General features: G+C 71.3%; 23 protein-coding genes. 7 read left to right on the forward strand and 16 right to left on the reverse strand.

The window, feature by feature from the left end; translation table 11 throughout:
- Positions 1–39: 39 nt before the first annotated feature.
- The 3 genes from AB0B48_RS02630 to AB0B48_RS02640 form a co-directional block, all read right to left on the reverse strand.
- Positions 40–1,008 carry an N-acetylmuramoyl-L-alanine amidase gene (locus tag AB0B48_RS02630; protein ID WP_357194840.1) on the reverse strand — a complete coding sequence of 323 codons (969 nt, stop codon included), beginning with the start codon at positions 1,006–1,008 and terminating at the stop codon, positions 40–42.
- Entirely contained in the window at positions 1,008–1,160 is a 153-nt protein-coding gene (locus tag AB0B48_RS02635; protein WP_238666485.1) for a hypothetical protein, read from the reverse strand. The genes AB0B48_RS02630 and AB0B48_RS02635 overlap by 1 nt, the downstream gene beginning before the upstream one ends.
- 126 nt (positions 1,161–1,286) lie before the next feature.
- Complete coding sequence (locus AB0B48_RS02640; RefSeq protein ID WP_357194844.1) at positions 1,287–2,075, reverse strand: aldo/keto reductase; 789 nt, start codon at positions 2,073–2,075, stop codon at positions 1,287–1,289.
- Positions 2,076–2,169: 94 nt separating this feature from the next.
- Between AB0B48_RS02640 and AB0B48_RS02645 the strand changes: the two genes are divergently transcribed.
- Both AB0B48_RS02645 and AB0B48_RS02650 read left to right on the forward strand, forming a co-directional pair.
- Entirely contained in the window at positions 2,170–3,219 is a 1,050-nt protein-coding gene (locus AB0B48_RS02645; RefSeq protein ID WP_357194847.1) for a DNA polymerase ligase N-terminal domain-containing protein, read from the forward strand.
- A 14-nt stretch (positions 3,220–3,233) separates the two neighbouring features.
- The gene (locus tag AB0B48_RS02650; protein WP_357194850.1) at positions 3,234–4,424 is read left to right on the forward strand and encodes a threonine synthase; all 1,191 of its coding nucleotides are present in this window, start codon (positions 3,234–3,236) and stop codon (positions 4,422–4,424) included.
- 51 nt (positions 4,425–4,475) lie between these two features.
- Here the strand turns inward: AB0B48_RS02650 and AB0B48_RS02655 are convergent, their stop codons facing one another.
- From AB0B48_RS02655 to AB0B48_RS02670, 4 genes are all read right to left on the reverse strand, one after another.
- Positions 4,476–5,843 (reverse strand): pectate lyase, encoded by a 1,368-nt coding sequence (locus AB0B48_RS02655; protein ID WP_357194853.1) that lies wholly within the window; start codon positions 5,841–5,843, stop codon positions 4,476–4,478.
- Between the two features lie 259 nt (positions 5,844–6,102).
- Positions 6,103–7,902 carry a glycoside hydrolase family 15 protein gene (locus AB0B48_RS02660; RefSeq protein WP_357194856.1) on the reverse strand — a complete coding sequence of 600 codons (1,800 nt, stop codon included), beginning with the start codon at positions 7,900–7,902 and terminating at the stop codon, positions 6,103–6,105.
- A 43-nt stretch (positions 7,903–7,945) separates the two neighbouring features.
- Positions 7,946–8,338, reverse strand: coding sequence for a cupin domain-containing protein (locus AB0B48_RS02665; protein ID WP_355005457.1), 393 nt, complete (start codon positions 8,336–8,338; stop codon positions 7,946–7,948).
- A gap of 233 nt (positions 8,339–8,571) precedes the next feature.
- Positions 8,572–9,450 (reverse strand): sulfotransferase domain-containing protein, encoded by an 879-nt coding sequence (locus AB0B48_RS02670; protein ID WP_357194859.1) that lies wholly within the window; start codon positions 9,448–9,450, stop codon positions 8,572–8,574.
- Between the two features lie 91 nt (positions 9,451–9,541).
- On the opposite strand from AB0B48_RS02670, the gene AB0B48_RS02675 reads away from it, so the two are divergent.
- A complete protein-coding gene (locus AB0B48_RS02675) occupies positions 9,542–10,612 on the forward strand; it encodes a hypothetical protein (protein WP_357194861.1) in 1,071 nt (356 codons plus the stop codon).
- 8 nt (positions 10,613–10,620) lie between these two features.
- On the opposite strand, the gene AB0B48_RS02680 is transcribed toward AB0B48_RS02675, so the two are convergent.
- Entirely contained in the window at positions 10,621–10,902 is a 282-nt protein-coding gene (locus AB0B48_RS02680; RefSeq protein WP_091393621.1) for an adhesin, read from the reverse strand.
- A gap of 189 nt (positions 10,903–11,091) precedes the next feature.
- Entirely contained in the window at positions 11,092–12,165 is a 1,074-nt protein-coding gene (locus AB0B48_RS02685) for an NAD(P)-binding domain-containing protein (protein WP_357194864.1), read from the reverse strand.
- A 109-nt stretch (positions 12,166–12,274) separates the two neighbouring features.
- On the opposite strand from AB0B48_RS02685, the gene AB0B48_RS02690 reads away from it, so the two are divergent.
- Entirely contained in the window at positions 12,275–12,991 is a 717-nt protein-coding gene (locus AB0B48_RS02690; protein ID WP_357194867.1) for an aquaporin, read from the forward strand.
- A 66-nt stretch (positions 12,992–13,057) separates the two neighbouring features.
- Positions 13,058–14,641 carry a D-alanyl-D-alanine carboxypeptidase/D-alanyl-D-alanine-endopeptidase gene (dacB, locus tag AB0B48_RS02695; RefSeq protein ID WP_357194870.1) on the forward strand — a complete coding sequence of 528 codons (1,584 nt, stop codon included), beginning with the start codon at positions 13,058–13,060 and terminating at the stop codon, positions 14,639–14,641.
- A gap of 45 nt (positions 14,642–14,686) precedes the next feature.
- On the opposite strand, the gene AB0B48_RS02700 is transcribed toward dacB, so the two are convergent.
- From AB0B48_RS02700 to AB0B48_RS02710, 3 genes are all read right to left on the reverse strand, one after another.
- Positions 14,687–15,016: a hypothetical protein gene (locus AB0B48_RS02700; protein WP_357194873.1), complete on the reverse strand. Its 330-nt coding sequence runs from the start codon at positions 15,014–15,016 to the stop codon at positions 14,687–14,689.
- 119 nt (positions 15,017–15,135) lie between these two features.
- A complete protein-coding gene (locus AB0B48_RS02705; protein ID WP_357194876.1) occupies positions 15,136–16,164 on the reverse strand; it encodes a hypothetical protein in 1,029 nt (342 codons plus the stop codon).
- A gap of 103 nt (positions 16,165–16,267) precedes the next feature.
- Positions 16,268–16,861: a pentapeptide repeat-containing protein gene (locus AB0B48_RS02710; RefSeq protein ID WP_357194879.1), complete on the reverse strand. Its 594-nt coding sequence runs from the start codon at positions 16,859–16,861 to the stop codon at positions 16,268–16,270.
- A 97-nt stretch (positions 16,862–16,958) separates the two neighbouring features.
- Between AB0B48_RS02710 and AB0B48_RS02715 the strand changes: the two genes are divergently transcribed.
- Positions 16,959–18,191, forward strand: a complete 1,233-nt coding sequence (locus AB0B48_RS02715) for a serine hydrolase domain-containing protein (RefSeq protein ID WP_357194881.1) — start codon at positions 16,959–16,961, stop codon at positions 18,189–18,191.
- A gap of 47 nt (positions 18,192–18,238) precedes the next feature.
- Here AB0B48_RS02715 and AB0B48_RS02720 read toward each other — a convergent pair whose 3' ends face one another.
- The 3 genes from AB0B48_RS02720 to AB0B48_RS02730 all read right to left on the reverse strand — a co-directional run bounded on the left by AB0B48_RS02720 (position 18,239) and on the right by AB0B48_RS02730 (position 20,524).
- Positions 18,239–19,297, reverse strand: a complete 1,059-nt coding sequence (locus AB0B48_RS02720; protein ID WP_357194884.1) for a hypothetical protein — start codon at positions 19,295–19,297, stop codon at positions 18,239–18,241.
- 81 nt (positions 19,298–19,378) lie between these two features.
- A complete protein-coding gene (locus AB0B48_RS02725) occupies positions 19,379–19,843 on the reverse strand; it encodes a PPOX class F420-dependent oxidoreductase (protein ID WP_357194886.1) in 465 nt (154 codons plus the stop codon).
- 42 nt (positions 19,844–19,885) lie between these two features.
- Positions 19,886–20,524 (reverse strand): hypothetical protein, encoded by a 639-nt coding sequence (locus AB0B48_RS02730; RefSeq protein WP_357194889.1) that lies wholly within the window; start codon positions 20,522–20,524, stop codon positions 19,886–19,888.
- A 304-nt stretch (positions 20,525–20,828) separates the two neighbouring features.
- On the opposite strand from AB0B48_RS02730, the gene AB0B48_RS02735 reads away from it, so the two are divergent.
- A complete protein-coding gene (locus tag AB0B48_RS02735; RefSeq protein ID WP_357194892.1) occupies positions 20,829–21,608 on the forward strand; it encodes a D-Ala-D-Ala carboxypeptidase family metallohydrolase in 780 nt (259 codons plus the stop codon).
- Positions 21,609–21,712: 104 nt separating this feature from the next.
- Here the strand turns inward: AB0B48_RS02735 and AB0B48_RS02740 are convergent, their stop codons facing one another.
- The gene (locus AB0B48_RS02740) at positions 21,713–22,066 is read right to left on the reverse strand and encodes a hypothetical protein (protein WP_357194895.1); all 354 of its coding nucleotides are present in this window, start codon (positions 22,064–22,066) and stop codon (positions 21,713–21,715) included.
- Between the last annotated feature and the right edge of the window lie 101 nt (positions 22,067–22,167).

Here is a 22,167-nt window from a genome sequence, read left to right on the forward strand (position 1 = left end):
GACCGTACGGTCGCGCCCCCACCGTTCAGGAGATCAGGGTCAGACGCGGGTGAGGCGGACGGCGTCGGCGACGATCAGACCGGTGGCGCTGCTCCACCGGCTCACCGCCACCCGGTTGGCGTCCCCGGCCGGCAGCGTGAACGTGCCGAGGGACCGCCACTGCCCGCCGGTGGCCCGCTGGTCGACGACGACCGTCCGGTTGCCGGTGGTCGTGGCGACGATGTACGGGGCGGCACCGTTGTATCCGGAGGTCGCCGGCCACCAGGCGTCGACCCGGTAGTTGGCGGTGGCCGGGACGTTGAACTTGTACCAGGCGGCGTCACTGGCCGCGACCGGCTCCGCGTACCGGTAGTCGGCACCGTAGCGCTGCGCCGAGTACGTCGACACACCCCAGTTCGCGCTGGCGCTGAAACGGCCGGCGGTGGTGTTGTCCACGATGGAGGACCATGCCGGCGGGGTCCCGCCGGACATCTTCGCGGCCACGTCGGCGCGCATGACGTTCAGGTCGATGAACGACGGGTCGATCTTGCCGGAGGTGCTGGTCTCCCGGTGGCCTCGGGCGTAGCTGCTGTCCCGGCCGAGCCGGGTGAGCACGGCGGCGGTGGCGGCGAGCGACGCGTTGTACTGCGCGGCGGTCATCTCCTGGTTGACGCCGTTGTAGTCGATCTCCCAGCCGATCATCAGAGTGTTGCCGTCCCCGGCGGGGATCGGCCCGCTGCCGCCGCTGGCCCCGGCATGGTTGCACCGGCCGGCGGAGATGACGTGGAAGACACCGTTGTAGTCGACCAGCGCCTGACACAGCGGGCCCGGCAGGTCGGACCGGCCGTTGATGCAGATGCCGAGCGCCGGGTGCGGGTTGCTGGCGCTGGAGGTCGACGCGGTGTGGTGCCAGAGCACTCCGATCGGGTCGAACGAGCCGGGCCGCATCCGGTTGAGCCAGTCACCCTCGACCACGACCTGGACCCCGGCGGCGCGCAGCACGTCCACCAGCCAGGGGATCGTCGCCATCAGGCGTCCTGGAGCAGGTCGGCGAGGCATTCGGCCTTCGGCGCGGCGCTCGCGGCGGCGGGTCGGGTGACGACGGTCAGCGCGGCGACCACCAGGGCGGGGATGCCGAGCACCCCACGACGGGGCAGACGGATGGACGGGGTTCTGGCCATGGCGATCCTCCAGCGACTGACGGGTACGAATGGATCGACGAACGTGATGACGGGACGCTATACCGTCACGTACGTCGATGTCGATACCCTTCATTCCCCGGTCACGTACTGAAGGATTCCGCCGACTCAGACCTCACCGAGCGCGTCGATGTCGCGCATCTCCTCCGCCGTGAGCGAGAAGTGGAAGACGTCGAAGTTCGCGGTGATCCGCTCCGGAGTCACCGACTTCGGGATCACCACGATCTCGTGGTCGATGTGCCACCGCAGCACCACCTGCGCCGGGGAGACGCCGTGCGCGCCGGCGATCCTGGTCAGCACCGGGTCACTGAGATCGCTGGTCTTGAACGGGCTGTAGCCCTCCAGCACCACGCCCCGGTCCCGGTGCTCGGCGTGCCGCTGCCGGTCGTACAGCGACGGGCTCCACCGGATCTGGTTGACCGCCGGGTTCTCCTCGGTGGACTGGATCAGCTCGTCGATCTCCGCGGTGCTGTAGTTGCTCACTCCGACCGCCCGGGCCAGGTTCTCGTCGCGGGCGGCGAGCATCTCGCGCCAGAGCGGGATGCTGTCCCCCGGCGACGACGGCGGCCAGTGGATCAGCCAGAGGTCCACGTGCTCGACGCCGAGCGCCTCAAGGCTGGCCTCCAGCGTCGCGCGCTCCCGACCCACCCGGTCCGGCGGGAGCTTGGTGGTGATGAAGAGGTCCTCCCGACGCAGCCCGCTCTCGCGTACCGCCCGGCCGACCTCCCGCTCGTTGCCGTACACGGTGGCGGTGTCGAGGTGCCGGTAGCCGGTGTCGAGCGCGGCCAGCACGGCGTCGTAACCGGCCTGGCCGGTGGCCTGCCAGGTGCCGAAGCCGAGCAGGGGCATCCGCACGTCACCGGGGAGCAGGGCGGTGGGCTGGTCGGTGAGGTCCATGAGGTCCGTTCTACCCCGCCGCGCCCCCGACCGCCGAGCGAACCGGACACTCCGGCGTCCAGCGCACCGGTCCGCTGTGTCGGAGAATGCGGGTGTGACCGACCGGCTGGACGAGTACCGGCGACGGCGGGACGCGGCCCGCACACCGGAGCCGGTGCCGTCGGAGAGCCCGCCGTCGGCCGGCCCCGACGCTGACGCCGCCCGCTTCGTCATCCAGCAGCACCACGCCCGCAGCCTGCACTGGGACCTGCGCCTGGAGCACGAGGGGGTGCTCGCGTCCTGGGCGGTCCCGCGCGGTCTACCCCGCGATCCGGGTCACAACCACCTCGCCGTGCACACCGAGGACCACCCGATGGAGTACCTCGACTTCGCCGGTGAGATCCCCGCCGGTGAGTACGGTGGCGGCCGGATGCTCATTCACGACCGGGGCACCTACCGCTGCGAGAAGTGGCGCGACGACGAGGTGATCGTGACGCTCTCCGGTGAGCGGACCGCCGGCCGCTACGTCCTCTTCGCCACCGGGGGACGGGACTGGATGGTCCGCCGCACCGACCCCGCGCCGCCGGGCTGGACGCCGATGCCGGATCTGGTCCGACCGATGCACGCCACGTCCGCCGCCCGGCTCCCCCGCGACCTCGCCGCCTGGGGGTACGAGCTGCGCTGGGACGGCATGCGGGCGATGGCGTACGTCTCCGGCGGGCGACTGCGGCTGCTCTCCGAGACCGACGAGGAGATCACCGGCGGGTATCCGTGGCTGCGCGCGATGGCCGAGGCGCTCGCGCCGACCGAGGCGGTGCTCGACGGTGTGCTGGTCCGCATCGACGGTGCCGGGCGGGTCCGCCCGGTTCGACCGGCCGCCGGCAGCCGGGTCCCCGCCGGCGCCCAGTACCTGATCGTCGACCTGCTCTGGTTGGAGGGCGTGAGCAGCGTCGACGTGCCGTACGCGCAACGCCGGGAGCTGCTCGATGGGCTGGTCTTGTCCGGTACGCACTGGCAGACTCCGCCGTGGTTCCCGGGCGCGGGCGACGAGGCCCTGCGTGCCGGGCGGGAACAGGGCCTGCCGGGCGTGGTCGCCAAGCGACTGGACTCGGTCTACCAGCCGGGGCGGCGCAGCCGGCACTGGCTGAGCATCGACGCGGTGTGACGGCGAGGAGCGACGTGTACCTGACTCACCTGGACTGCCCGCGCTGCGGCAAGGAACACGCCGCCGACCGGTTACAGAATCTCTGCGAGTGCGGGTCGCCGCTGCTGGCCCGCTACGACCTGCCGGCTGTGGCGACCGTGGTCACCCCGGAACACTTCCCGCTGCGCCCGGCCGACCTGTGGCGCTACCGGGAGCTGCTGCCGGTCGCCGACCCTCGGCACGTCACCACGCTGGGTGAGGGCTGGACGCCGCTGTTGCGGGCTCCGGCGTACGGCACCGAGATCGGCATCGCGGACCTGATGGTCAAGGACGAGGGGCTGATCCCGACCGGCTCGTTCAAGGCCCGGGGCGCGGCGGTCGGGGTGAGCCGGGCCCGCGAGCTGGGCGTCGAGCGGATCGCGATGCCCACCAACGGCAACGCCGGGTCGGCCTGGGCCACGTACGCCGCGCGGGCCGGAATGGGCGCGACGATCGTCATGCCGCTGGAGGCGCCGAGCATCTGTCGGCGCGAGTGCGTCGCCGCCGGTGCCGACCTGCGCCTGGTCGACGGGTTGATCGGCGACGCCGGTCGGCGGGTGGCCGAGCTGATCGCGGAGTCGAACGGGGCGATCTTCGACGCCGGCACGCTGCGCGAGCCCTACCGGCTGGAGGGCAAGAAGACGATGGGGTACGAGATCGTCGAGCAGCTCGGCTGGCAGACGCCGGACGTGATCATCTATCCGACCGGCGGCGGGGTGGGCCTGATCGGCATCCACAAGGCGCTGCATGAGCTGCGCGAGCTGGGCTGGATCGGCGACAAGCTGCCCCGGCTGGTGGCGGTGCAGTCCACTGGCTGCGCGCCAATCGTGCGGGCCTTCGCCGCCGGCGAGGATCGGGCCCAACCGTGGACCGACGCGCACACCGTGGCGTTCGGCATCACGGTGCCGGCCCCGCTGGGCGACGAGCTGATCCTGGCGGCGCTGCGGGAGTCCTCCGGCACGGCGGTCGCCGTCGACGACGCGGACATCCTGGCCGATCTGCGGGACTTCGCCGCCCGGGAGGGGCTGCTGCTCTGCCCGGAGGGCGCGGCGTGCCTCACGGCGGCCAAGCAACTGCGGGCGGGCGGGTGGATCCGGGCCGGCGAGCGGGTGGTGGTGCTCAACACCGGTGCCGGGCTGAAGTATCCGGACACTGTCGACGTCTCCGGCGTACCCCTGATGGGGTGAGGTGACGGCGCCCCGCGGACCGGGCGGTGCGCGGGGCGCCGTCGTGCCGGTCTACTGGTAGGTGATGTCCGAGGGCGAGTAGAGGCAGTTGACGCCGTCGGCGCCCTCGCCGATCTCGGTCGGCTCGCTGCCCTTCGGTACGCCCTTGTACTTCACGCAGATCGAGGTCTCCCGGTCCGGGTCGTCGACGATGGTGATCCGGCTGAACCGGGCGGTGTCGCCCCAGTTGGTGTTGATGCCGGCGATCGCGTCGGTGTTCCGGACGATGACGTTGTCGATCACCACGTGCCGCTGGTACGACGTGGAGCAGTTGCCGCAGGCGCGGTAGAGCTTGCCGGCGTTCTCCACCCGGAAGTTCTTGATGTAGACGGTGCCCGAGCCGTTGTGCTGGAAGACCTTGTCGCTGGCCGAGCGGGCCCCACCGCCGTCGACCGTGTACGTGGTGCCGCCGCGGAAGGTCGCCGCGTCCTCGCCGACGTCCTCCCACCAGACGTTGATCAGAGTGCAGTTGCCCTCGCAGTGCACGCCGTCGCCGGCCGGAGCACCGATGATCACGTTGCGCAGGGTGGCGCCGGCGGCCAGCTCGAACATCGGGTCCTGACTCTCGCTCTGCCCGCCGTCACCGATGCCGTAGTAGCGCTTGAGCCCACCGTCGAACGAGCCGGAGACCGGGATCGTGGCGTCCACCTTCTGACTGCCGGTGGGCGTCGGCCAGCCAGCCGGCGGAGGTGTGGTCGTCGGTGGCGGGGTGGTGGGTGGCGGGGTGGTCGTCGGTGGCGGGGTGGTCGGGGTGCCGCCGCCGGACGAGTCGACAAGCACGTCGTCGAAGCCGCCACTGGCGTACGCGGTGACCAGGCCGATCCGGCCCGCACCGGCCAGGCTGTTGCTGCCGGACGCGATCTGGGTGCCGTTGACGAAGCCGCGGATGGTGCTGCCGCTGGTCTCGATGCGCAGCGTGTACCAGGTGCCGGTGCCGATGCCCAGCGCGGCGGAACCGATCGCCGTGACGGAGCTTCCGTTCACGGCCTGGAGTTCGGCCCGGCCGGAGCCGAGCAGGGCCAGCCGGTACATCTTGGTGCTGCTGGTGGAGCGGGCGGCGAGCCCGACCAGGGCGCTGGACGAGCCGAAGCTCGTCGGCCTGACCCGGGCCTGCACGGAGTAGTTGGTCCAGCTGCTCTGGCCGGCGAACTGGCGGGCCAGCTCGCTACCGGCGTTGGACTGGTTGAGCACGCCCGAGCCGTCGACGGTCCAGGTGCCGCCGGACTTGGACCAGCCGGAGGTGTCGCCGTCGGTGAAGTCGTCGCTGAAGACGGTGGCCGCGAAGGCCGAGGTCATGCCGGCGGCGAGGGCTGCCGCGGTCACCCCGGCGCCCACCGCTAGCAGGAGTGGTCGGCGGCCGGAGAGTCGTCTTTTCTGCACAGGTGTCCTCCTTGACGCATGTGGTGGTGATCCCTCGGCGGCCGTACCGAGACGTGTTCGCACGGCGTGCCGCGTTGGACGGGATCGGTGTGCGCCCCCGTCGGACGCCCGGATCCGAAGCGGGGTGAAGCGGGATCAACAGCCCTGGGAAAGGGCTTTCCCACTCCATCGAGGCTAGGACTGTCCAACCATCAGCGTCAATGCCTGGCGCTTGCAGGTCTGTTGCAGGATTCCGGCCCTGACGGAAACGCCCACCGGATCAGTAGCTCTCCGGCTCGGTGATCCGCCAGGCCGCGTTGATGAGCCCGATGTGCGAGAGCGCCTGGGGCATGTTGCCCATCTGCATGCCGGTGGTCAGGTCGATCTGCTCGCTGAACAGTCCCACGTCGTTGGAGTACCCGACGACCCGCTCGAAGAGCGCCTCGGCGCGCTTCGGCTCACCCGTCATCACCAGGCACTCCACCAGCCAGAACGAGCACAGCAGGAATCCGGCGGGGTCGGACGTCCAACGCCGCAGCAGGCCGTCCTCGGTGCCCAGCTCGCGCTCGACCATCGCGATCGTCGAGCGCATCCGGGGGTCGGTGGCGGGCAGGAAGTGCGTGACCGGCAGGGCGAGCACCGAGGCGTCCAGCTCCGGCGATCCGAACGCGCCGGTGAACGCGCCGATCCGGTCGTTCCACCCCTCGCGCAGCACTGTGTCGCGGATCTCGTCGCGTACCCGCGCCCATCGACGGGGGTCGGCCCGATCACCGAGCCGGTCGGCGAGCCCCACCGCCCGGTCCATGGTCAACCAGCAGGACACCTTGGACGAGACGTAGTGGCGCTCCTCGTCGCGGGTCTCCCAGATGCCCCGGTCCGGCAGGTGCCACGTCGTGGCCACCTGCTCGGTCAGCCCGAGCACCATCTCCCGAAGCTCGTCCTCGAACCGCGTGCCCAGGTAGTCGCGCAGCCGCCACACCGCCGACATCACCTCACCCGGCACGTCGAGCTGCCGCTGCCGCCAAGCGTCGTTGCCGACCCGCACGGGTCGACTGTCGCGGTAGCCGCGCAGGTGGTTGCAGTGGTGCTCGGAGATGTCGCGCTCCCCCTCCAGCCCGAAGAGCACCGGCACGGGCTCGTCACCGAACCGGCCGATCGAGCGGGTCGCCCAGTTGAACAGCCGGGACGTCTCGTCGGGGCAGGCCGCCACCCAGAGAGCCCGCATGGTCAACGAGAAGTCCCGCAACCAGGAGTAGCGGTAGTCGTAGTTCCGGTCGCCGCCGATCTGTTCCGGCAACGACGAGGTCAACGCGGCGGCGACCGCGCCACTGCGGGCGTACGTGAGACCGGTCAGGACCGTCGCGCTGTGCGTGACGAGTTCGGGGTAGCGACCGGAATAGGTGTGCGTCTCCCGGAACGCCCGCCACGCCTGCGTCGTCTCGGCAAGGGTGGTCAGCGGGTCCACCCGGGCCGGCGGGTCGCCGTACGCCTCACCGAACGCGAGGTCCATCCCGATCGTCTGACCGGCGGAGACCTCGAACTCGTGGGTCACCCGGTCGGTGCCCGCCCGCAGGTGCAGGCCTCCGGCGCGCAACATCAGCACCACCGGGCCGGCACCGGCCAGCACCCCGCCGTCCGGCTGCTCGTGCAGGTACGGCGTGAGCAGGCCGTACTCCGGGCGGGGCGCGAAGTCCAACGCCATGCGTACCCGCCCGGAGAGCCCTTCAACGACCCGGATCAGCACGGCGGGTGAGTTCTTGCCCAGCTCGTGGGCGCGGGCGCCCACCTCGGCGGCCAGCGCGTCGGTGACCGCCACGCTGCCGTGCGGGGTGTGGTGCACCGTCCGCAGCACCAACGTGTCCGGCAGGTACGCGCGCTCCACCCGGTGACCCGGGCCGCCGGCCCCTACCGGCGCCAGCCGGAAGTGGCCGGCTCCCGGGTCGAGCAACCGCGCGAACACGGACGACCCGTCGAACCGGTGCGGGCACCACCAGTCGATCGAGCCGTCCTTGCCGACCAGGGCACCCGAACGAGAGTCCGACAGAAACCCGTAGTCGGAGATCTGCGGCTGCTGCTCCACCCGCCGGGGGTACCCGCATCGGCCCGGATCAGGCCGGAGGCGATCACTCGGTCGGTGGCTCGTCCTCGCCCGCCGCCTCGGCCGCGTCGGCCTCTTCCTTGGTCTTGTGCACGGCCTTGTCGGCGTGCTCCGGCGGCCCGTACACCGTGTAGAGCACCAGCGGGTTGGGACCGGTGTTGACGAAGTTGTGCTTGGTGCCCGCCGGCACCACGACCAGGTCGCCCGCGACGACCTTCCGCTTCGCGCCGGCGACCCGCGCCTCGCCGACGCCACTCACGAAGGTGAGGATCTGGTCGATGTCCTCGTGCACCTCCTCGCCGATCTCGCCATCGGCGGGGATGGTCATGATGACCAACTGGGTGTGCTCACCGGTCCACAGCACGCGCCGGAAATCCGGGCTCTGCTCGGCGACAGTCGCGATAGTGAAATGCTCCATGCCCATGCTCTTACCCCGTCCGGCGGTGCGCCACGCCGGGACTCACGAATGGTGGAATTCCTGACGCTGGGCGGGTTTGGATCCGCACGGACCGGGGATCGAGGAGCGGACCGGCGCGAACGGCCGGTCGAGCCAGGTCCCCGCCGGCGTACCGCCGAACGGCTGCGGTGGTGGGAGACGGCCAGAGCGCGGCGACGTTCCGATCACGGAGCGGCGCCGCGCGCTCTTGTGACCTAGCGGTGCAGCCAGGTGAGCAGGTCGGGTGGGGCCAGCGCCGCGACCCGTCGCTGGTAGCGGACGAGGCCGGCCTCGTTCAGGAGATCGCGCCAGTGACCTGAGCCGCCACGGCGAAAGAACGCCTGCCGGTCGCGCAGCACGCCGAGCGTGTCCGGTGCGAGCCGGTCGGCCCGCTCCCGCATGCGACCGAAGGTGGCCGCCTCCACCAACTCCGGCCCCGGGCTCGGGAGTTTCCACCGGTCGGCGAGCCGGCGCATCTCCCCGCCCAGATCGGCCAGCAGGTCGTCGTAGTGCACAAGCTCGACGTTCGGCTCGTGCCGGCGGGCCCACGCGTCGCTGAGGTGCATCAGCACTCCGGGCAGCGAATCCAGCGCGGCGCGGGGGTCCGCCTCCCGGTCGACCCAGCTCGACAACCACTCCCCTACCGAGGGCCGCTCCGGGGGCGGCCCGGCCGGGACGGGTTGGCCGGTCAGCTCGGCGATCCGCGCCCGGTCCAGGTTCGCGCCCTGGTGGTAGAGGGAGACCGCCATGTCCAGCGGGTGCCGGGCCACCACCACGTAGTGCGCCCGAGGGTCGAGCGGCACCCCGTCCAGCGGGGTGTGCGTTTTGATGAACCGCCGGTGTGGCTGGGCGGCCAGCCGGTCGTACACGGTGGCCCGCGGCTCGCCCAACCAGTCCAGCCACGGCGAGAGCTCTGTCAGCGGCGCTGGCAACTCCGGGGTACGGAGCACCAGGAGCGCACAGATCATCTGCATCCAGGTGGTGCCGCTCTTGGAGCGGGTGCTGATCACGATGTCACCGTCGCGGAACGGGAACCCGCCCCACCGCGCGCTGTCCTCTTCGTCGGATTGGTAGCGGTGCATCGGCGTGGGCATCGGTGGATGGTAGTCGCCGAACCGACAGTCGAGCAGCCGAATTCCGGCTTACATTCCTGGGGCATGTCCGTATGCCTGGCTAGATTGAAGTATGGTGCCCGCCCACGGGGGCCGGGCGACGACACCGGTCTACCGCCCCATCCTCGCCAACCGACGGGGCGAGCTTGAGGCCCTGAGCCACCTCGATCCCGCGTACGCCGCACTGGTCGCCCCGATCCTGGAGATCGGCGCGATCGGTCCGTCCACGATGGACGCCATTCGCCGGATGCCGTACGGGCTGCTGCCCGCCGTCGACGTCAGCGCACTACCCGACATCCCCGAGGCGGAGCTGACCCGTTGGGGCGTACCGGTGGTGCCGGTGATCGGGCTCTCCGAGAACGACCACCGGCTGGTCGCGCACGGCGCGGCGGCGCGGGCGTACGGCCGGCGCGCGCTCATCCGGCTACGGGCCGGTCGGGACCGGGCCGGGCCGGACGCGAGCACCACGGCGGTGGAACGGATCTGGCGCTTCACCGGCCTCGCCCCGGAGGAGTGCGACCTGCTGGTGGACGCGGGGGACGTCTGCTGTCCGGCGGATGTACGGACCGCCGAGCCCCGGGTACGCCACCTGCTGGACTGGGCACGCCGACACGCCTGGCGGTCGGTGACGGTGGCGGCGGGCGGTATGCCTCCGACGCTGTCCCGTCTGCCCACCGACGAGCCTGTCCAACTGGACCGTTGGGACTGGCGACTGTGGCGGCGGCTGGCCGACACCGGGGTCGACTACGGCGACTACGGCGTCCACCCGGCCGGGCCGGGCGCGGATGACACTGGCGACCGGTTGCCGACCGTGCGCTACACCGACGACGGCAGCTGGTGGGTCTACCGCTGGGCGCGACGCGGCGGCCGGGGCGACGACCGGTTCGCCGACCTGTGTCGCACGCTGGTGTCGGCACCGCACTGGCCGACCACCGGTGCGGCCTTCTCCTGGGGCGACCATGAGCTGCTGCGCCGGGCCCGCCGGGGCGCCGGGGCCGGCTCGACCGCCAACTGGGCGGCGTGGAGCACCTCGCACCACCTGGCCCACGTGCTCGCCACGCTGTCGCATCCGGCTGGCGACGGGGCGCCGCGGTGGCACCCCGGGCAGGGGCCACCACCGCAGCGGGGACGATCGCTGCGCTGAGGCCGGGTCTACTGCTTCTCGGTGAAGCCGAACTGGATGATGCCCTCGTCGTCGACCGTCGCGTCCACCGACGCGTCCCCGAGCAGCTCGGCGGCGTCCTCGTCCAGGAAGATCCGGGCGCCCTGGTTGTCGACCACCCGATCGCCCTGTACCGGTTCGGGCACCAGCTCGACGGTGAGCGAGCCCGCCTCGGTGTCGGCGGCGATACGCACACCACCGTCCTGGGCGACGTCCTGTTGGTTGGCGAGGTCACGGATGACGAGCACGGCGTTGTCGGTCATGGTGAGCATTGACGGAACTCCTCGTGAATTGTCGGCTCGCGGTCGGATACCGCGCGGACCGGACAGTCGGTCCGCGTACGAGCACACGTGGGAGGCAGAGGGGCGAACGGTCATCGCCGTCGCATCGAATCGGGGCAGCTGACGGCCCCGTCACTCCCACCGTGCCCGCTGGCCGACCATCCGTCAAATAGAGCCAGGTCAGTGGAGAGCGGCGGCCGGCGCCAGCCAGGCGCGAATCTCGTTGACCGCCGCGCGGCCGGCCCGGTTGGCCCCGATCGTGCTGGCCGAGGGGCCGTACCCGACCAGGTGAACCCGAGCGTCGGCGACCACCCGGGTGCCGTCCATGGTGATACCGCCGCCCGGCGCGCGCAGCCCCAGCGGGGCGAGATGGTCGATGGTAGCCCGGAAGCCGGTGCACCAGAGGATCACGTCCGCCGGCACGAACCGCCCGTCCGTCCAGGCCACCCCGTCGGGCGTGATCCGGTCGAACATGGGTAGCCGGTCGAGGACGCCGCGCTCGCGCAGTCGGCGTACCTCCGGGGTGACCGGAAGCCCGGTCACGCCCACCACACTTCCCGGTGGCCGGCCGGACCGGACCACCCGGTCCACCCGAGCCACCGCGGCGCGACCCAGTTCCGGGCCGAACTCCTCGTCGTTGAACGTCGGCGGCCGGCGGGTCACCCAGGTGGTGGCCGCCGCGACCGTGGAGACCTCGCCGAGCAGCTGCACGGCCGAGGTGCCGCCGCCGACCACCACCACGCGCAGGCCGGTGAACTCGGCGGGCCCCCGGTAGTCGGCGGTGTGCAACTGGCGTCCCCGGAACGTCGACCGGCCCGGGTAGTGCGGCCAGAACGGTCGCGTCCAGGTGCCGGTGGCGTTGATCAGGGCTCGGGCGTTCCAGGTGCCCCGGTCGGTGCGCACGTCCAGTCGTCCGTCCGGGCGGGAGTGCACCCCCCGGACCCGCACCGGCCGCCGCACCGGCAGGTCGAAGGCCCTCTCGTACGCGGCGAAGTAGGCGCTGACCTGCTCGGAAGCCGGGCGCTGCGGCTCGGTGGGCGGGAACGGCAGCCCGGGCAGGTCATGGAAGCCGTGCACGCGGTCGAAGACCAGCGTCGGCCAGCGGTGCTGCCAGGCGCCGCCGGGCCCGTTGTCGGCGTCGAGGATGACGAAGCCGCTGCCGGGCGCGAAGCCGGTGCGGTGCAGGTGGTAGCCGGCGCTCAGGCCGGCCTGCCCGGCGCCGATCACCACGACGTCCACGGAGTGGGTGTCCACGTGGGCTACAACGCGCCAGACGTCATCGCTGTGCCCGTCCTCGACCGTCGCGCCGATCACAGACGGCCATTCCGGCTTCGGCCACCTGAGCTGCACTTACGCTGAGTGAATGAGCGACTTCCGTCGGTACGCGGCCGAATTCCTCGGCACCCTTCTGCTGGTGTTCTTCGGAGTGGGCAGCGCGGTCGCCGCCCGGGTCCAGGGCGGCGTGGTGGTGGTGGCGCTGGCCTTCGGGTTCGTGATGGTGGCCCTCGTCTACACGATCGGCCCCCTCTCCGGCAGCCACGTCAACCCAGCGGTGACGCTCGGTGTGCTGCTCTCCGGCAAGATCTCGGCACTCGGGGCGGTGGCGTACTGGATCGCGCAGTTCGTCGGCGCGACAGTCGCGGCCTTCGTGCTCTGGGCGCTCACCCGGTGGGGTGACGTCGCGGACCAGACCGGGGCCCTGGGCACCAACGGTTACGGCGCGCACATCAACCGGGGCGGGGCAGCCGTGCTGGAGGTCGTGCTGACCTTCCTCTTCGTGCTGGTCGTGCTGGTGGTGACCAGTCGGAGTGAGAATCCGGGCACCGCCGGGCTGGCCATCGGCCTGGCCCTGGCCGTTACCCAACTGGTGGGCGTGACGCTGACCGGAGCGGCGGTCAACCCGGCCCGCGCGTTCGGCCCGGCGGTCTTCGAGGGCGGCGTGGCGCTGCGGCAGCTCTGGGTGTTCATCGTCTTCCCGCTGCTCGGTGGGGCGCTCGCCGCGCTCGTCGCACCACTGGTCATGGGCGCGCAGCGGCACTACTGGGGTGGCCACGAGAAGACGGTCGGCAGGCCGAAATGACCTGGACGGCAATAACTTTCGCCTGAGGGCCTTTTCTGGCGAATATCTCCGTGACAGCATCAGCGGATGCATCGTCGTCACTTTCCCCGGGCCCTCGCGCTGCTCGCGCTGGTCGCCACCGCGGCCACTGCCGCCGCGCCCGGTGCCACAGCCGAATCGCCCACCCCCGCGACGACCCGCCTGCACGACACCATCGACACGATCCTCGCCGACACCCGGCTGGCCGGCGCGCAGGCGTCGGTGGTCGTCGTCGACACCAGCACGGGCCAGACGCTCTATGACCGCAACGGCGACCGCCGGCTGGTCCCGGCGTCCAACACCAAGCTGCTGACCTCGACCGCGGCCCTTGAGCTGCTCGGCCCGGGGCACCGCTTCGGCACCGACGTACTCGCTGGCGGCAAGCGCCGTGCGGGCCTGCTCTCCGGCAACCTCTACCTGCGCGGTGGAGGCGACCCGACAATGCTCGCCGCCGACTACGACGCGCTCGCCGCGCGGGTCGCCGCCGACGGCGTGCGGGTGGTCACCGGAAACCTGGTCGCCGACGACACCCGCTACGACAACACCCGACTCGGCCCCGACTGGACCTGGGACGACGAGCCCTACTACTACGCCGCGCAGGTCTCCGCGCTCACCGTCGCCCCGGACACCGACTACGACGCGGGCACCGTGATCGTGCACGCCGCACCAGCCGACCGGGCGGGCGCCCCGCCTGTGGTCACCACCACCCCCGCAACCGGGTACGTCACTGTCGACAACCGCGCCCAGACGGTCAGCGACGGCGAGACCTCGATCTCGATCGAGCGCGAGCACGGCGGCAACACCGTCGTGGTGACCGGTCAGATCGCCGTCGGCGATGAGCCCGCCAGCGACTGGGTCACCGTCTGGGAACCCACCGGCTACGCGGCCGACGTGTTCCGGTCGGCGCTGCACCGACACGGCGTCCGGGTGCTCGGCCGGACCGTGCTCGGCCAGCCCACCCCGGAGACGGCCCACCCGGTGGCGCGCCACGACTCGATGAGCCTGGGCGAGCTGATGACGCCATTCCTGAAGCTGTCCAACAACGGGCACGCCGAGGTGTTGACCAAGGAGATCGGTCGGGTGCTCTCCGGCTCCGGCACCTGGACGGCCGGTCTCACCGCGATCAGCGAGTACGTCGCCGACACCGGAATGGACACCGGGAGACTGCGCCAGCGTGACGGCTCGGGATTGTCCCGGCGCAACCTGATCCCGGCGGCCGAGTTCGTCGACCTGCTGAGCGCCGTCCGCGCCGAACCGTGGTTCGCGACCTGGTACGCGGCGCTGCCGATCGCCGGTCAGCCGGAGCGGTTCGCCGGCGGCACCCTGCGCAGCCGGATGGCCGGCACACCGGCGGCGGGCAACGTGCACGCCAAGACCGGCAGCCTGACCGGTGTCTCCGGGCTTTCCGGCTACGTGACCAGCGCCGATGGGCGACTGCTGGCGTTCTCCATCCTGCTCAACAATTACCTGACGGCGTCGGTGAAGTCGCTTGAGGACCAGGTCGCCGTGGCGCTTGCCGGCTTCCGCGAGGGTGGTGCGTCGGCGGCACGGGTGGCCCCGCCGGCGGTGCCGGAGACGCCGCGTACCCCGGAGGGCATCGAGTGTTCCTGGGTCAAACCGATCACCTGCTGAACGATGGCCGGGAGGCGCGGAAGCGCCTCCCGGCCCGGCGAGCGCTCAGGCCGGACGGTCCGGTGGGGGGACCACCGCCGTCGGGTCACCGCGTTCGATGAGCGCGGCGATCTCGGCGGCCCGCAGCCCGCGCAGCGCCAGCACCCGGGTGCCCCAGCGGTGCAGGCGGCACGGGTGCGGGCTGGCGTCGTTACGGCAGACCACGCCCCCGGACCACCGTCGGGGGGCGTGCACCACCACCGCCCGTACGGCGAACTGGGTGTCCTCGCCCGTCACGTACGGCGGCAGGGGGATGTCGCGAAGAACCTCCCCGGACGCTTCACCGGTGCCGGACGAAGCGGCACGACGGACGCGGTGGGTCGTGCTGCTGCTCATCGGCTGCCTCCACACTGGATGGTCGGATGGGGACAGCAGAAAGTTACGACGGGTTCGACAGTCCGCGACGGACAAACTGTCCCGCTGGCCGATCGCACAGCGATCAGTCAGTCAGTCAGTCAACGCACCGTCACGGCCTGGAGGCCGACGTTGCCGCAGTGCTGCGTGAAGACCTTCTCGACGGTCCAGTTCAACAGCAGCCGGGCACCCTTCGGCAGAGTGAAGCGGATCGTGAACTGGGCGCTCTGACTGGTGTACGGGTCTTCCAGTCGGGCGATGCTGGCGGGCCCGCCGGTGGACAGCCGCGCTTCCAGTCGCCCCCGAGCCATCCAGGTGCCACCGTAGAGCTGGACCGTGCGCGGCTCACCACTGCCGGCGACGGCGAGGCTGAACCCGTTCCCGGCACCGCAGGCGTAGACGCCGTTGGAGCTGCCGTCCGTCGACCGCTCCGGCGTGCCGTCGGCCCAGCGCACGTACTCCTGGTTGCCGTCCCAACCGACCCGCCGGCCCGGGCCACCCCCGTCGATGATCTCGCCGGATCCGGAACGCTTGCGGTTCGTCGACCTGCCGCCGCGCTCCCCCCAATGCACCCAGTCCCGGGCGCCCACGGCGGTGAGGTCGACGATGGCGGGCATCTCGCCCCGGCTCACCGTCAGTGCCGGCGAACCGGGCTTCGGCGGTGGCGGGGTGGGCGCGCTGGCCGACGGCGTCGGGTCCGGCGAGGGTGGGCGCTGGCGCGGACGCAGGCCCGGCGTCGCCGGCCCCGCCTCGCCGGTGCGCCCCTCGGCGGCCGGGTAACCAGTGGAACGGGCGGAAACGCCGCCCGGACCCGCCTGGTCGTCGTCCGGCGCCGGACCGGACCGGGTGGCGAGATACGAGATCAACACCACCAGGCAGACGAGTACGGCCGCTCCCTCCACCGCCCAGCGCCGCCGCTGTCGGGCGCGGCGCAACACACTGCGGGTCTTCCCGGCGGTAATGGCACGCGGACGGTGGTTCGACGGCGTGTCGCCAGCCCTCGAACCAGCCCGCGTGCGGTCTTCGTCCGCCACCGACCCCTCCAACTCCGCCGCCCGGCCGTTTTGGACCGCCGAGGACCACACCACCACTGTGGGCAGTTTCACGTTTACCCGGGGCGTGGACGACACGCTAGATCCGGACTGCCGGACGTGTCCAGCCCACAATGGGACGCTGCCGGACAACCCGGCCGCCCCGAACGGACACCTGGGCAGACCAGAAGCCCTTTCCGGGTCAGCCGATCCGGAAGCCGAGCAGTTGCGCGACGACCACTGCCTGCTCGACGTCGATCACGGCACCGGCCCGTTCGACGACCGTCGGGTCCAGCGCGGTGAGATCGCTGCCCCGCAGGTCGGCGCCACCGAGCCGGACGTTGGTCAGCTGCGCCCCGGAAAGATCGACACCGGTGACCGTAGCACCGGTGAGGTTGGCCCTGGTGAGGTCCACCTCGCGCATGCGCACCCCGGTCAGCCGGACGCCACGCAGATCGGCGCCGGGCAGCGCGACGAAGGACCAGTCACCGCCGTCCACCGTCAAGGGACGCAGATCGCACTCGCTGAAGGTGCTGCCGACCAGCTTGCAGCCTGTGAACTCGGCCTCGAAGAAATTGCACCGCCGAAACACGCAACGGGTGAAGGCGGAGTCGACATGTCGGGAGGCGTTGAACGCCACGTTGCCGAACGTGCACCCGGTGAAGACAGCACCCCTGCTCACCGCCTCGGTCAGGTCCACCCCGAAGAACTCACAACCCACGAAGTGCCGGTCGGCCAACTCCTCGCCGTACCAGTCCTCGTTGCGGAACGTCACGTCCTCGGTCAACTCCGGCATCTGGCCAGGCTAGTGGGCGCTGCCGACAGCCGACCGCCGGCGGGGCCGGTGCCGGCCCCCTTCCCGCACGGGTGTACCGGCGAGTAGGTTCGGCGGCGTGAGTGTGGCTCGGAGCAAGGACCCGGATCAGATCGGTTTCGACAGGACGCGGCTGGCGCGGATCGACGAGCACTTCGGCCGGTACGTCGACGACGGCCGGCTGGCCGGCTGGCAGGTGGTGGTCACCCGGCGCGGCGAGGTGGCGCACTCCTCGACGTACGGGCTGCGCGACCGCGAGTCGGGCGCACCGGTCGAGGCCGACACGCTGTGGCGGATCTACTCGATGACCAAGCCGGTCACCTCGGTCGCGGCGATGATGCTGTGGGAGGAGGGCCGGTTCGAGCTGACCGACGAGATCAGCCGCTGGCTCCCCGAGTTCGCCGACCTGCGGGTCTACTCCAAGGGGTCGGCGCTCAAGCCGTTCACGGTGCCGGCGGTCGAGCCGATCCGGGTCTGGCACCTGCTCACCCACACGGCCGGCCTGACGTACGGCTTCATGCAGACCTCGGTGGTCGACGGGCTCTACCGGGCCGCCGGCTACGACCTGTACCCGCCCGCGGACGTCGACCTGGCCGGGGCCTGCGCGGCCTTCGGCGAACTGCCGCTGCTGTTCCAGCCCGGCTCGGCGTGGGGCTACTCCGTCGCCACCGACGTGCTCGGCCGACTCGTCGAGGTGATCTCCGGGCAGAGCCTCGACGCGTTCTTCGCCGACCGGATCTTCGGCCCACTGGGCATGACCGACACCCGCTGGTGGGTGGAGGGCGACGAGGCCGACCGGCTGGCCGCGCTCTACGTACCGGAACCGCGCAGCGGTCGGGCCGTCCGCTACGACAGCCTGGGGTCGCTCGCGTTCAGCAAGCCGGCGCTGCTCTCCGGCGGTGGCGGCCTGATCTCCAGCGCCGCCGACTACCACCGGTTCACGCAGCTGCTGCTGCGCGGCGGAGAGCTTGACGGCGTCCGGCTGCTCGGGCCGCGCACTGTGCGGTTCATGACCCGCAACCACCTGCCCGGCGGTCAGGACCTGGGCACCCTGTCCACCGGCGGCTTCGCGGAGACCACACTGGACGGGATCGGCTTCGGTCTCGGCTTCGCGGTGGTCGACGACCCGGTCCCCAGCCGGGTGCCCAGCAGCGTCGGCGAGTACTACTGGGGTGGGGTGGCCAGCACCGCGTTCTGGGTCGACCCGGCCGAGGAGATCACCGCGCTGCTGTTCACGCAGCTGATGCCGTCGAGCACCTACCCGCTCCGCTCCCAGCTGCGCCAGCTCGTCTACGCCGCCCTGGTCGACTGACCGGAGTGGGGTCCGTCGCCTGCGGCTGACGCACCCCACACTTCAGGTCAGCGGAGCTGCTGCGCCTGGATCGCCCGGATCTTCGCCGGCTTCCCGGCCGAGAGGTTCGAGATCAGGTACGCCCGCACGCTGCCGTCCGGGAACACCGCCCACAGGTCCGCCACGCCGTCGGCGTTCTGGTCGGCGGCGGTGAGGCTGCTGATCGCGACGCCCGTGTTCCATCCGGAGGCGAGCCGGTACTGCGTGTAGGCGAGCGCGCCGGTCCCGTCGCCGTTGTCGGTCATGGTGACGCCCTGCCAGAGGTAGAGGTCACCGGTGGTGGCGTTACGCAGCACCAACGCCGCCCCCGAGGCCAGCTCGGTGCTGGCCAGGGTCCAGTTCTGCCAGTCGCTGCCGCCGGTCGGAGTGGCGTTGCCCTGCGGCAGCGGAAGGTAGAGGCTGGGTGCCCAGACGTTTGGGTAGTAGGCCAGGCGGTAACCGTTGCTCGCGTCGCCGACGATGCCCAGCAGGTCCGGGATGCCGGTGTCGACGCCGTCCGCCGTGAACCCGTTGACGAGCTGGATCGGAGAGTTGCCGTACTCGTCGAGGAGGTAATCGCGGATGAGAGTGACCTGTCCGCTGCCGCGGTACGGGTTCACCATCGTGCCGTCGCCGACGCCCGCGATGAAGCTGCCGCCTCCGGCGTTGACGCCACCCGGGTAGTAGGCCAGGAAGTCCTGGTTCGCGGTGCCGAAGAAGCGTCCGGTGATCACCTGGGCGCCGTCGAAGTCCGCGGCCGGGATCTCGTTGCCGGAGACCCCGTTGCCGTGGACGCCGATGTTCACGGCCGGGACCTTCACGCGGCCGGTGCCGACGCCGGTGGTCGCGTCGACCCGACCCCGCGCCGCCCAGACGCCGGAGGCGAGGCCCGTCGTGGTGCCGCCGACGGTCACCAGGTCGGGTACGCCGTCGCCGTTGAGGTCCTTGTCGACCGGGCCGGCGACGGCCGGGGTCGGGGTGTTGGCCGGGGCGGCCTGAGCCGGCAGGGCCGGCGCGACGACGGCGAACGCGAGGGTGGCCGGCACCGCCCAGGCGAGCAGCCGGCGAGGGACGGAAGGATTGTTCATGGGTCCCCGTTCGGGTCAGTGGATCTTGCTTGGCTCACCGTAGTCGATGCGCACCAGCCGGTGGATCCACCGAACGAGGGGTCAGTCGGCGAGACGGGCCGGGAAGCCACCGGTGGCGATCGGGCCCCAGGCGTCGATGGTGATCCGGATCAGCGACTTGCCCTGACGCACCATCGCCGCCCGGTAGTCGTCCCAGTCCGGGTGCTCACCGGAGATGCTGCGGAAGTACTCGACGAGCGGCTCCAGCGCCTCGGGCAGGTCGAGCACCTCGGCGGTGCCGTCGATCTGCACCCAGGGGCCGTTCCAGTCGTCACTGAGCACGCAGGCCGAGACCCGGGGGTCGCGGCGGAGGTTGCTCACCTTGGCCCGCTCGGGGTAGGTGGAGACGACCAGTCGCCCCTGCCCGTCGACCCCGGCGGAGACCGGGGAGGACTGCGGTCGCCCGTCCGCCCGGGTGGTCATCAGCACGACGCGGTGTCGCGGCCGGAGGAAGTCGAGCAGGCCGTCCCGGTCGACCCGGGTGTTCCTTGCGATGCTGCGTGCCATCCCCCGTTCCTACCAGGGTGCGGGCGCAGCGGCGGCGGCGGGTCAGCGGGGTCGGGCCGCGGCGCGGCGCGCCTCCTGGGTGGGCACCCGGGGACGGCCGGACGGACGCCAGGCCCGACCGTTGGCGTAGATCACCCGAAAGCCGAGGTACGACGCGAGCGGCGCCCAGTGGGCGGAGCCCATCCGCAGCTCGGCGGCATTGTGGCGCTGGCCGTTGGCGAGCACGTCGAGGAGCACGGTTTCGAAGGCCGCCGATTCGACCCAGTCGACTTCCCGGGTGAAACCGCAGATGAGGGCGGCTCCGGTGACCTCCAGGAACTCGCGCAGCACCGCGTCCGAGGCCCGCAGCACCGAGCAGCTGCCGAAATAGAGTCGCCGCCCCTCCGCGCGGCCGGCCATCAGCTCGGCCACCTCGTTCAGCTCCACCGACTGCCAGTCGGTGAGGCAGAGCCGGCTCGGCTCGCCGTGCATGGCGAAGAAGCCGACCCGGTGGTCGGCGTACTGCTTGAGCAGCCAACGGTCCAGGAAGTAGAACAGCTCGTCGCGGGTGGCCGCGTCCTTGTGGATGAACCGGATCTTGCCCAGCCGCTCCAGCAGCTCGAGCGTGGGCAGCACCGAGCCCCGCTCGTTGAGGTCACGGTGCCACTGACCCTCGACACAGAAGACGCCACCGCGTGCCACGTGCACCTCCGCCAGTCCGCCACCCGGGGCTGACGTTACCGGCCCCGATCACCCCGGGAACATCACCCTGCGTGTGGCAGATTGCGACGTTCGGTGCGCTTGGCCGCAGGAGGGGTGATCGGCCGGAAATGGCTGTTTCGCAAATCAGCCGAATTCCCAGCCAATACCCAGCCACAGCGGATTGTGAGCACGATTCTCGTTAACCACCTCCAACGGCACTGATCAGTGCGAGGGTGGAAATCACGGGACTTCTCGGTCGATGTCCTGGAGCCACCCCATTCGCTCTCCTATCGGGAGGACTTCTGTGCGCGTAAACACCTTGAAGCGGGTCGCCGTCGCATTCGCCCTGGCACTGCCAGGGGCCGTAATCGCCACGGTGGTCGCCGCACCGGCGGCGCACGCGGACGGCTGTTACACCTGGAACCGCACCCTGAGCCAGGGGCGGTCCGGCGATGACGTCCGCCAGTTGCAGATCCGGGTCGCCGGGTGGGCCGGCTACCGGGACATCGTGGAGAACGATGGCCGCTACGGGCCGAAGACCGCCGCCGCGGTCAAGCGGTTCCAGCAGGCGTACGGGCTGCGCGCCGACGGCATCGCCGGCCCACAGACCTTCGCCAAGCTCTACCAACTCCAGGACAACGACTGCACGCCCGCGCACTTCACCTACGGCGAGTTGGACAACGGGTGCGGCGAAAGCGGGTGGAGCGGCGGCCCGCTGTCGGCGAACCAGACCAAGCAGAACGCGCTGCGCACCATGTGGAAGCTGGAGGCGCTGCGCAAGAGCCTCGGCGACAAGCCGCTCTACGTGTCGAGCGGATACCGCAGTCGCGCCTGCAACAACCAGGTCGGCGGCGCGTCCGACAGCCAACACCTGTACGGCAACGCGGCCGACGTGACCTCACGGACGTCCTCGCTGTGCCAGGTCGCCCGCGGCGCCCGCAACAACGGCTTCAGTGGGATCTACGGGCCGGGCTACCCCGACCACGACGACCACGTGCACGTCGACTCACGCCGGGAGAACAACAGCGACGACAGCTCGAACACGACGAGTTGGTCCGCCCCGGACTGCGGGGTCGGCAACTGAGTCGACCGCTCAGAGCGACGTCGGTCCGACGCGGAGGGGGGAATCTCCGCGCCGGGCCGACGTCGTGTCGCCCCGGGTCGTGTGGGCGGAGGGGGACAGCGCGCTCAGCTCGCCCGGGGCCAGCGCGGCGCGGTGACGGGGGGAGTCACCGGCCGGCCGGTAGCGGTGGGCCGTACCCCCTGGGGGACGGCCCGCGCGGCCTGTTGCCGCGACGGCCCGGTCGCCGTGAACGGAAACGGCACGTGCACGAACGGATTGCCATGCCGGATCAACGCTTCGATCTGCCGCTCGTTGAGCCCGTGTGCCTCCAACACCCGACGCCCCCAGCGGTGCAGTCGGCACGGGTAGGAAGCGCCGTCGTTGCGGCACAGCGGCCCGGTGGGCCACTCCTCGGCGGTGTGCACTACCACCGCCCGGACCGCGAGCCGGACATCCTCCGGGGTCAGTGGTGCCGGCATTGGCACCTCACCCAGTACCTGATCGATGGGATCCGTCGACTGCTCACCAACTCGCACGGCAGGCCTCCCGCAGTTCGGCAGCGGTACGGCGGACCTACCGC

Source organism: Micromonospora sp. NPDC049089 (assembly GCF_040648775.1).
GTDB lineage: Bacteria > Actinomycetota > Actinomycetes > Mycobacteriales > Micromonosporaceae > Micromonospora.

Excerpts from the sequence above, each read along its gene's own strand:
- AB0B48_RS02630 (WP_357194840.1), bottom strand. The coding sequence starts at position 1,008 with ATGGCGACGATCCCCTGGCTGGTGGACGTGCTGCGCGCCGCCGGGGTC.
- AB0B48_RS02635 (WP_238666485.1), bottom strand. The coding sequence starts at position 1,160 with ATGGCCAGAACCCCGTCCATCCGTCTGCCCCGTCGTGGGGTGCTCGGC.
- AB0B48_RS02640 (WP_357194844.1), bottom strand. The coding sequence starts at position 2,075 with ATGGACCTCACCGACCAGCCCACCGCCCTGCTCCCCGGTGACGTGCGG.
- AB0B48_RS02665 (WP_355005457.1), bottom strand. The coding sequence starts at position 8,338 with ATGGAGCATTTCACTATCGCGACTGTCGCCGAGCAGAGCCCGGATTTC.
- AB0B48_RS02670 (WP_357194859.1), bottom strand. The coding sequence starts at position 9,450 with ATGCCCACGCCGATGCACCGCTACCAATCCGACGAAGAGGACAGCGCG.
- AB0B48_RS02675 (WP_357194861.1), top strand. The coding sequence starts at position 9,542 with ATGGTGCCCGCCCACGGGGGCCGGGCGACGACACCGGTCTACCGCCCC.
- AB0B48_RS02680 (WP_091393621.1), bottom strand. The coding sequence starts at position 10,902 with ATGCTCACCATGACCGACAACGCCGTGCTCGTCATCCGTGACCTCGCC.
- AB0B48_RS02690 (WP_357194867.1), top strand. The coding sequence starts at position 12,275 with ATGAGCGACTTCCGTCGGTACGCGGCCGAATTCCTCGGCACCCTTCTG.
- dacB (WP_357194870.1), top strand. The coding sequence starts at position 13,058 with ATGCATCGTCGTCACTTTCCCCGGGCCCTCGCGCTGCTCGCGCTGGTC.
- AB0B48_RS02700 (WP_357194873.1), bottom strand. The coding sequence starts at position 15,016 with ATGAGCAGCAGCACGACCCACCGCGTCCGTCGTGCCGCTTCGTCCGGC.
- AB0B48_RS02710 (WP_357194879.1), bottom strand. The coding sequence starts at position 16,861 with ATGCCGGAGTTGACCGAGGACGTGACGTTCCGCAACGAGGACTGGTAC.
- AB0B48_RS02720 (WP_357194884.1), bottom strand. The coding sequence starts at position 19,297 with ATGAACAATCCTTCCGTCCCTCGCCGGCTGCTCGCCTGGGCGGTGCCG.
- AB0B48_RS02725 (WP_357194886.1), bottom strand. The coding sequence starts at position 19,843 with ATGGCACGCAGCATCGCAAGGAACACCCGGGTCGACCGGGACGGCCTG.
- AB0B48_RS02740 (WP_357194895.1), bottom strand. The coding sequence starts at position 22,066 with ATGCCGGCACCACTGACCCCGGAGGATGTCCGGCTCGCGGTCCGGGCG.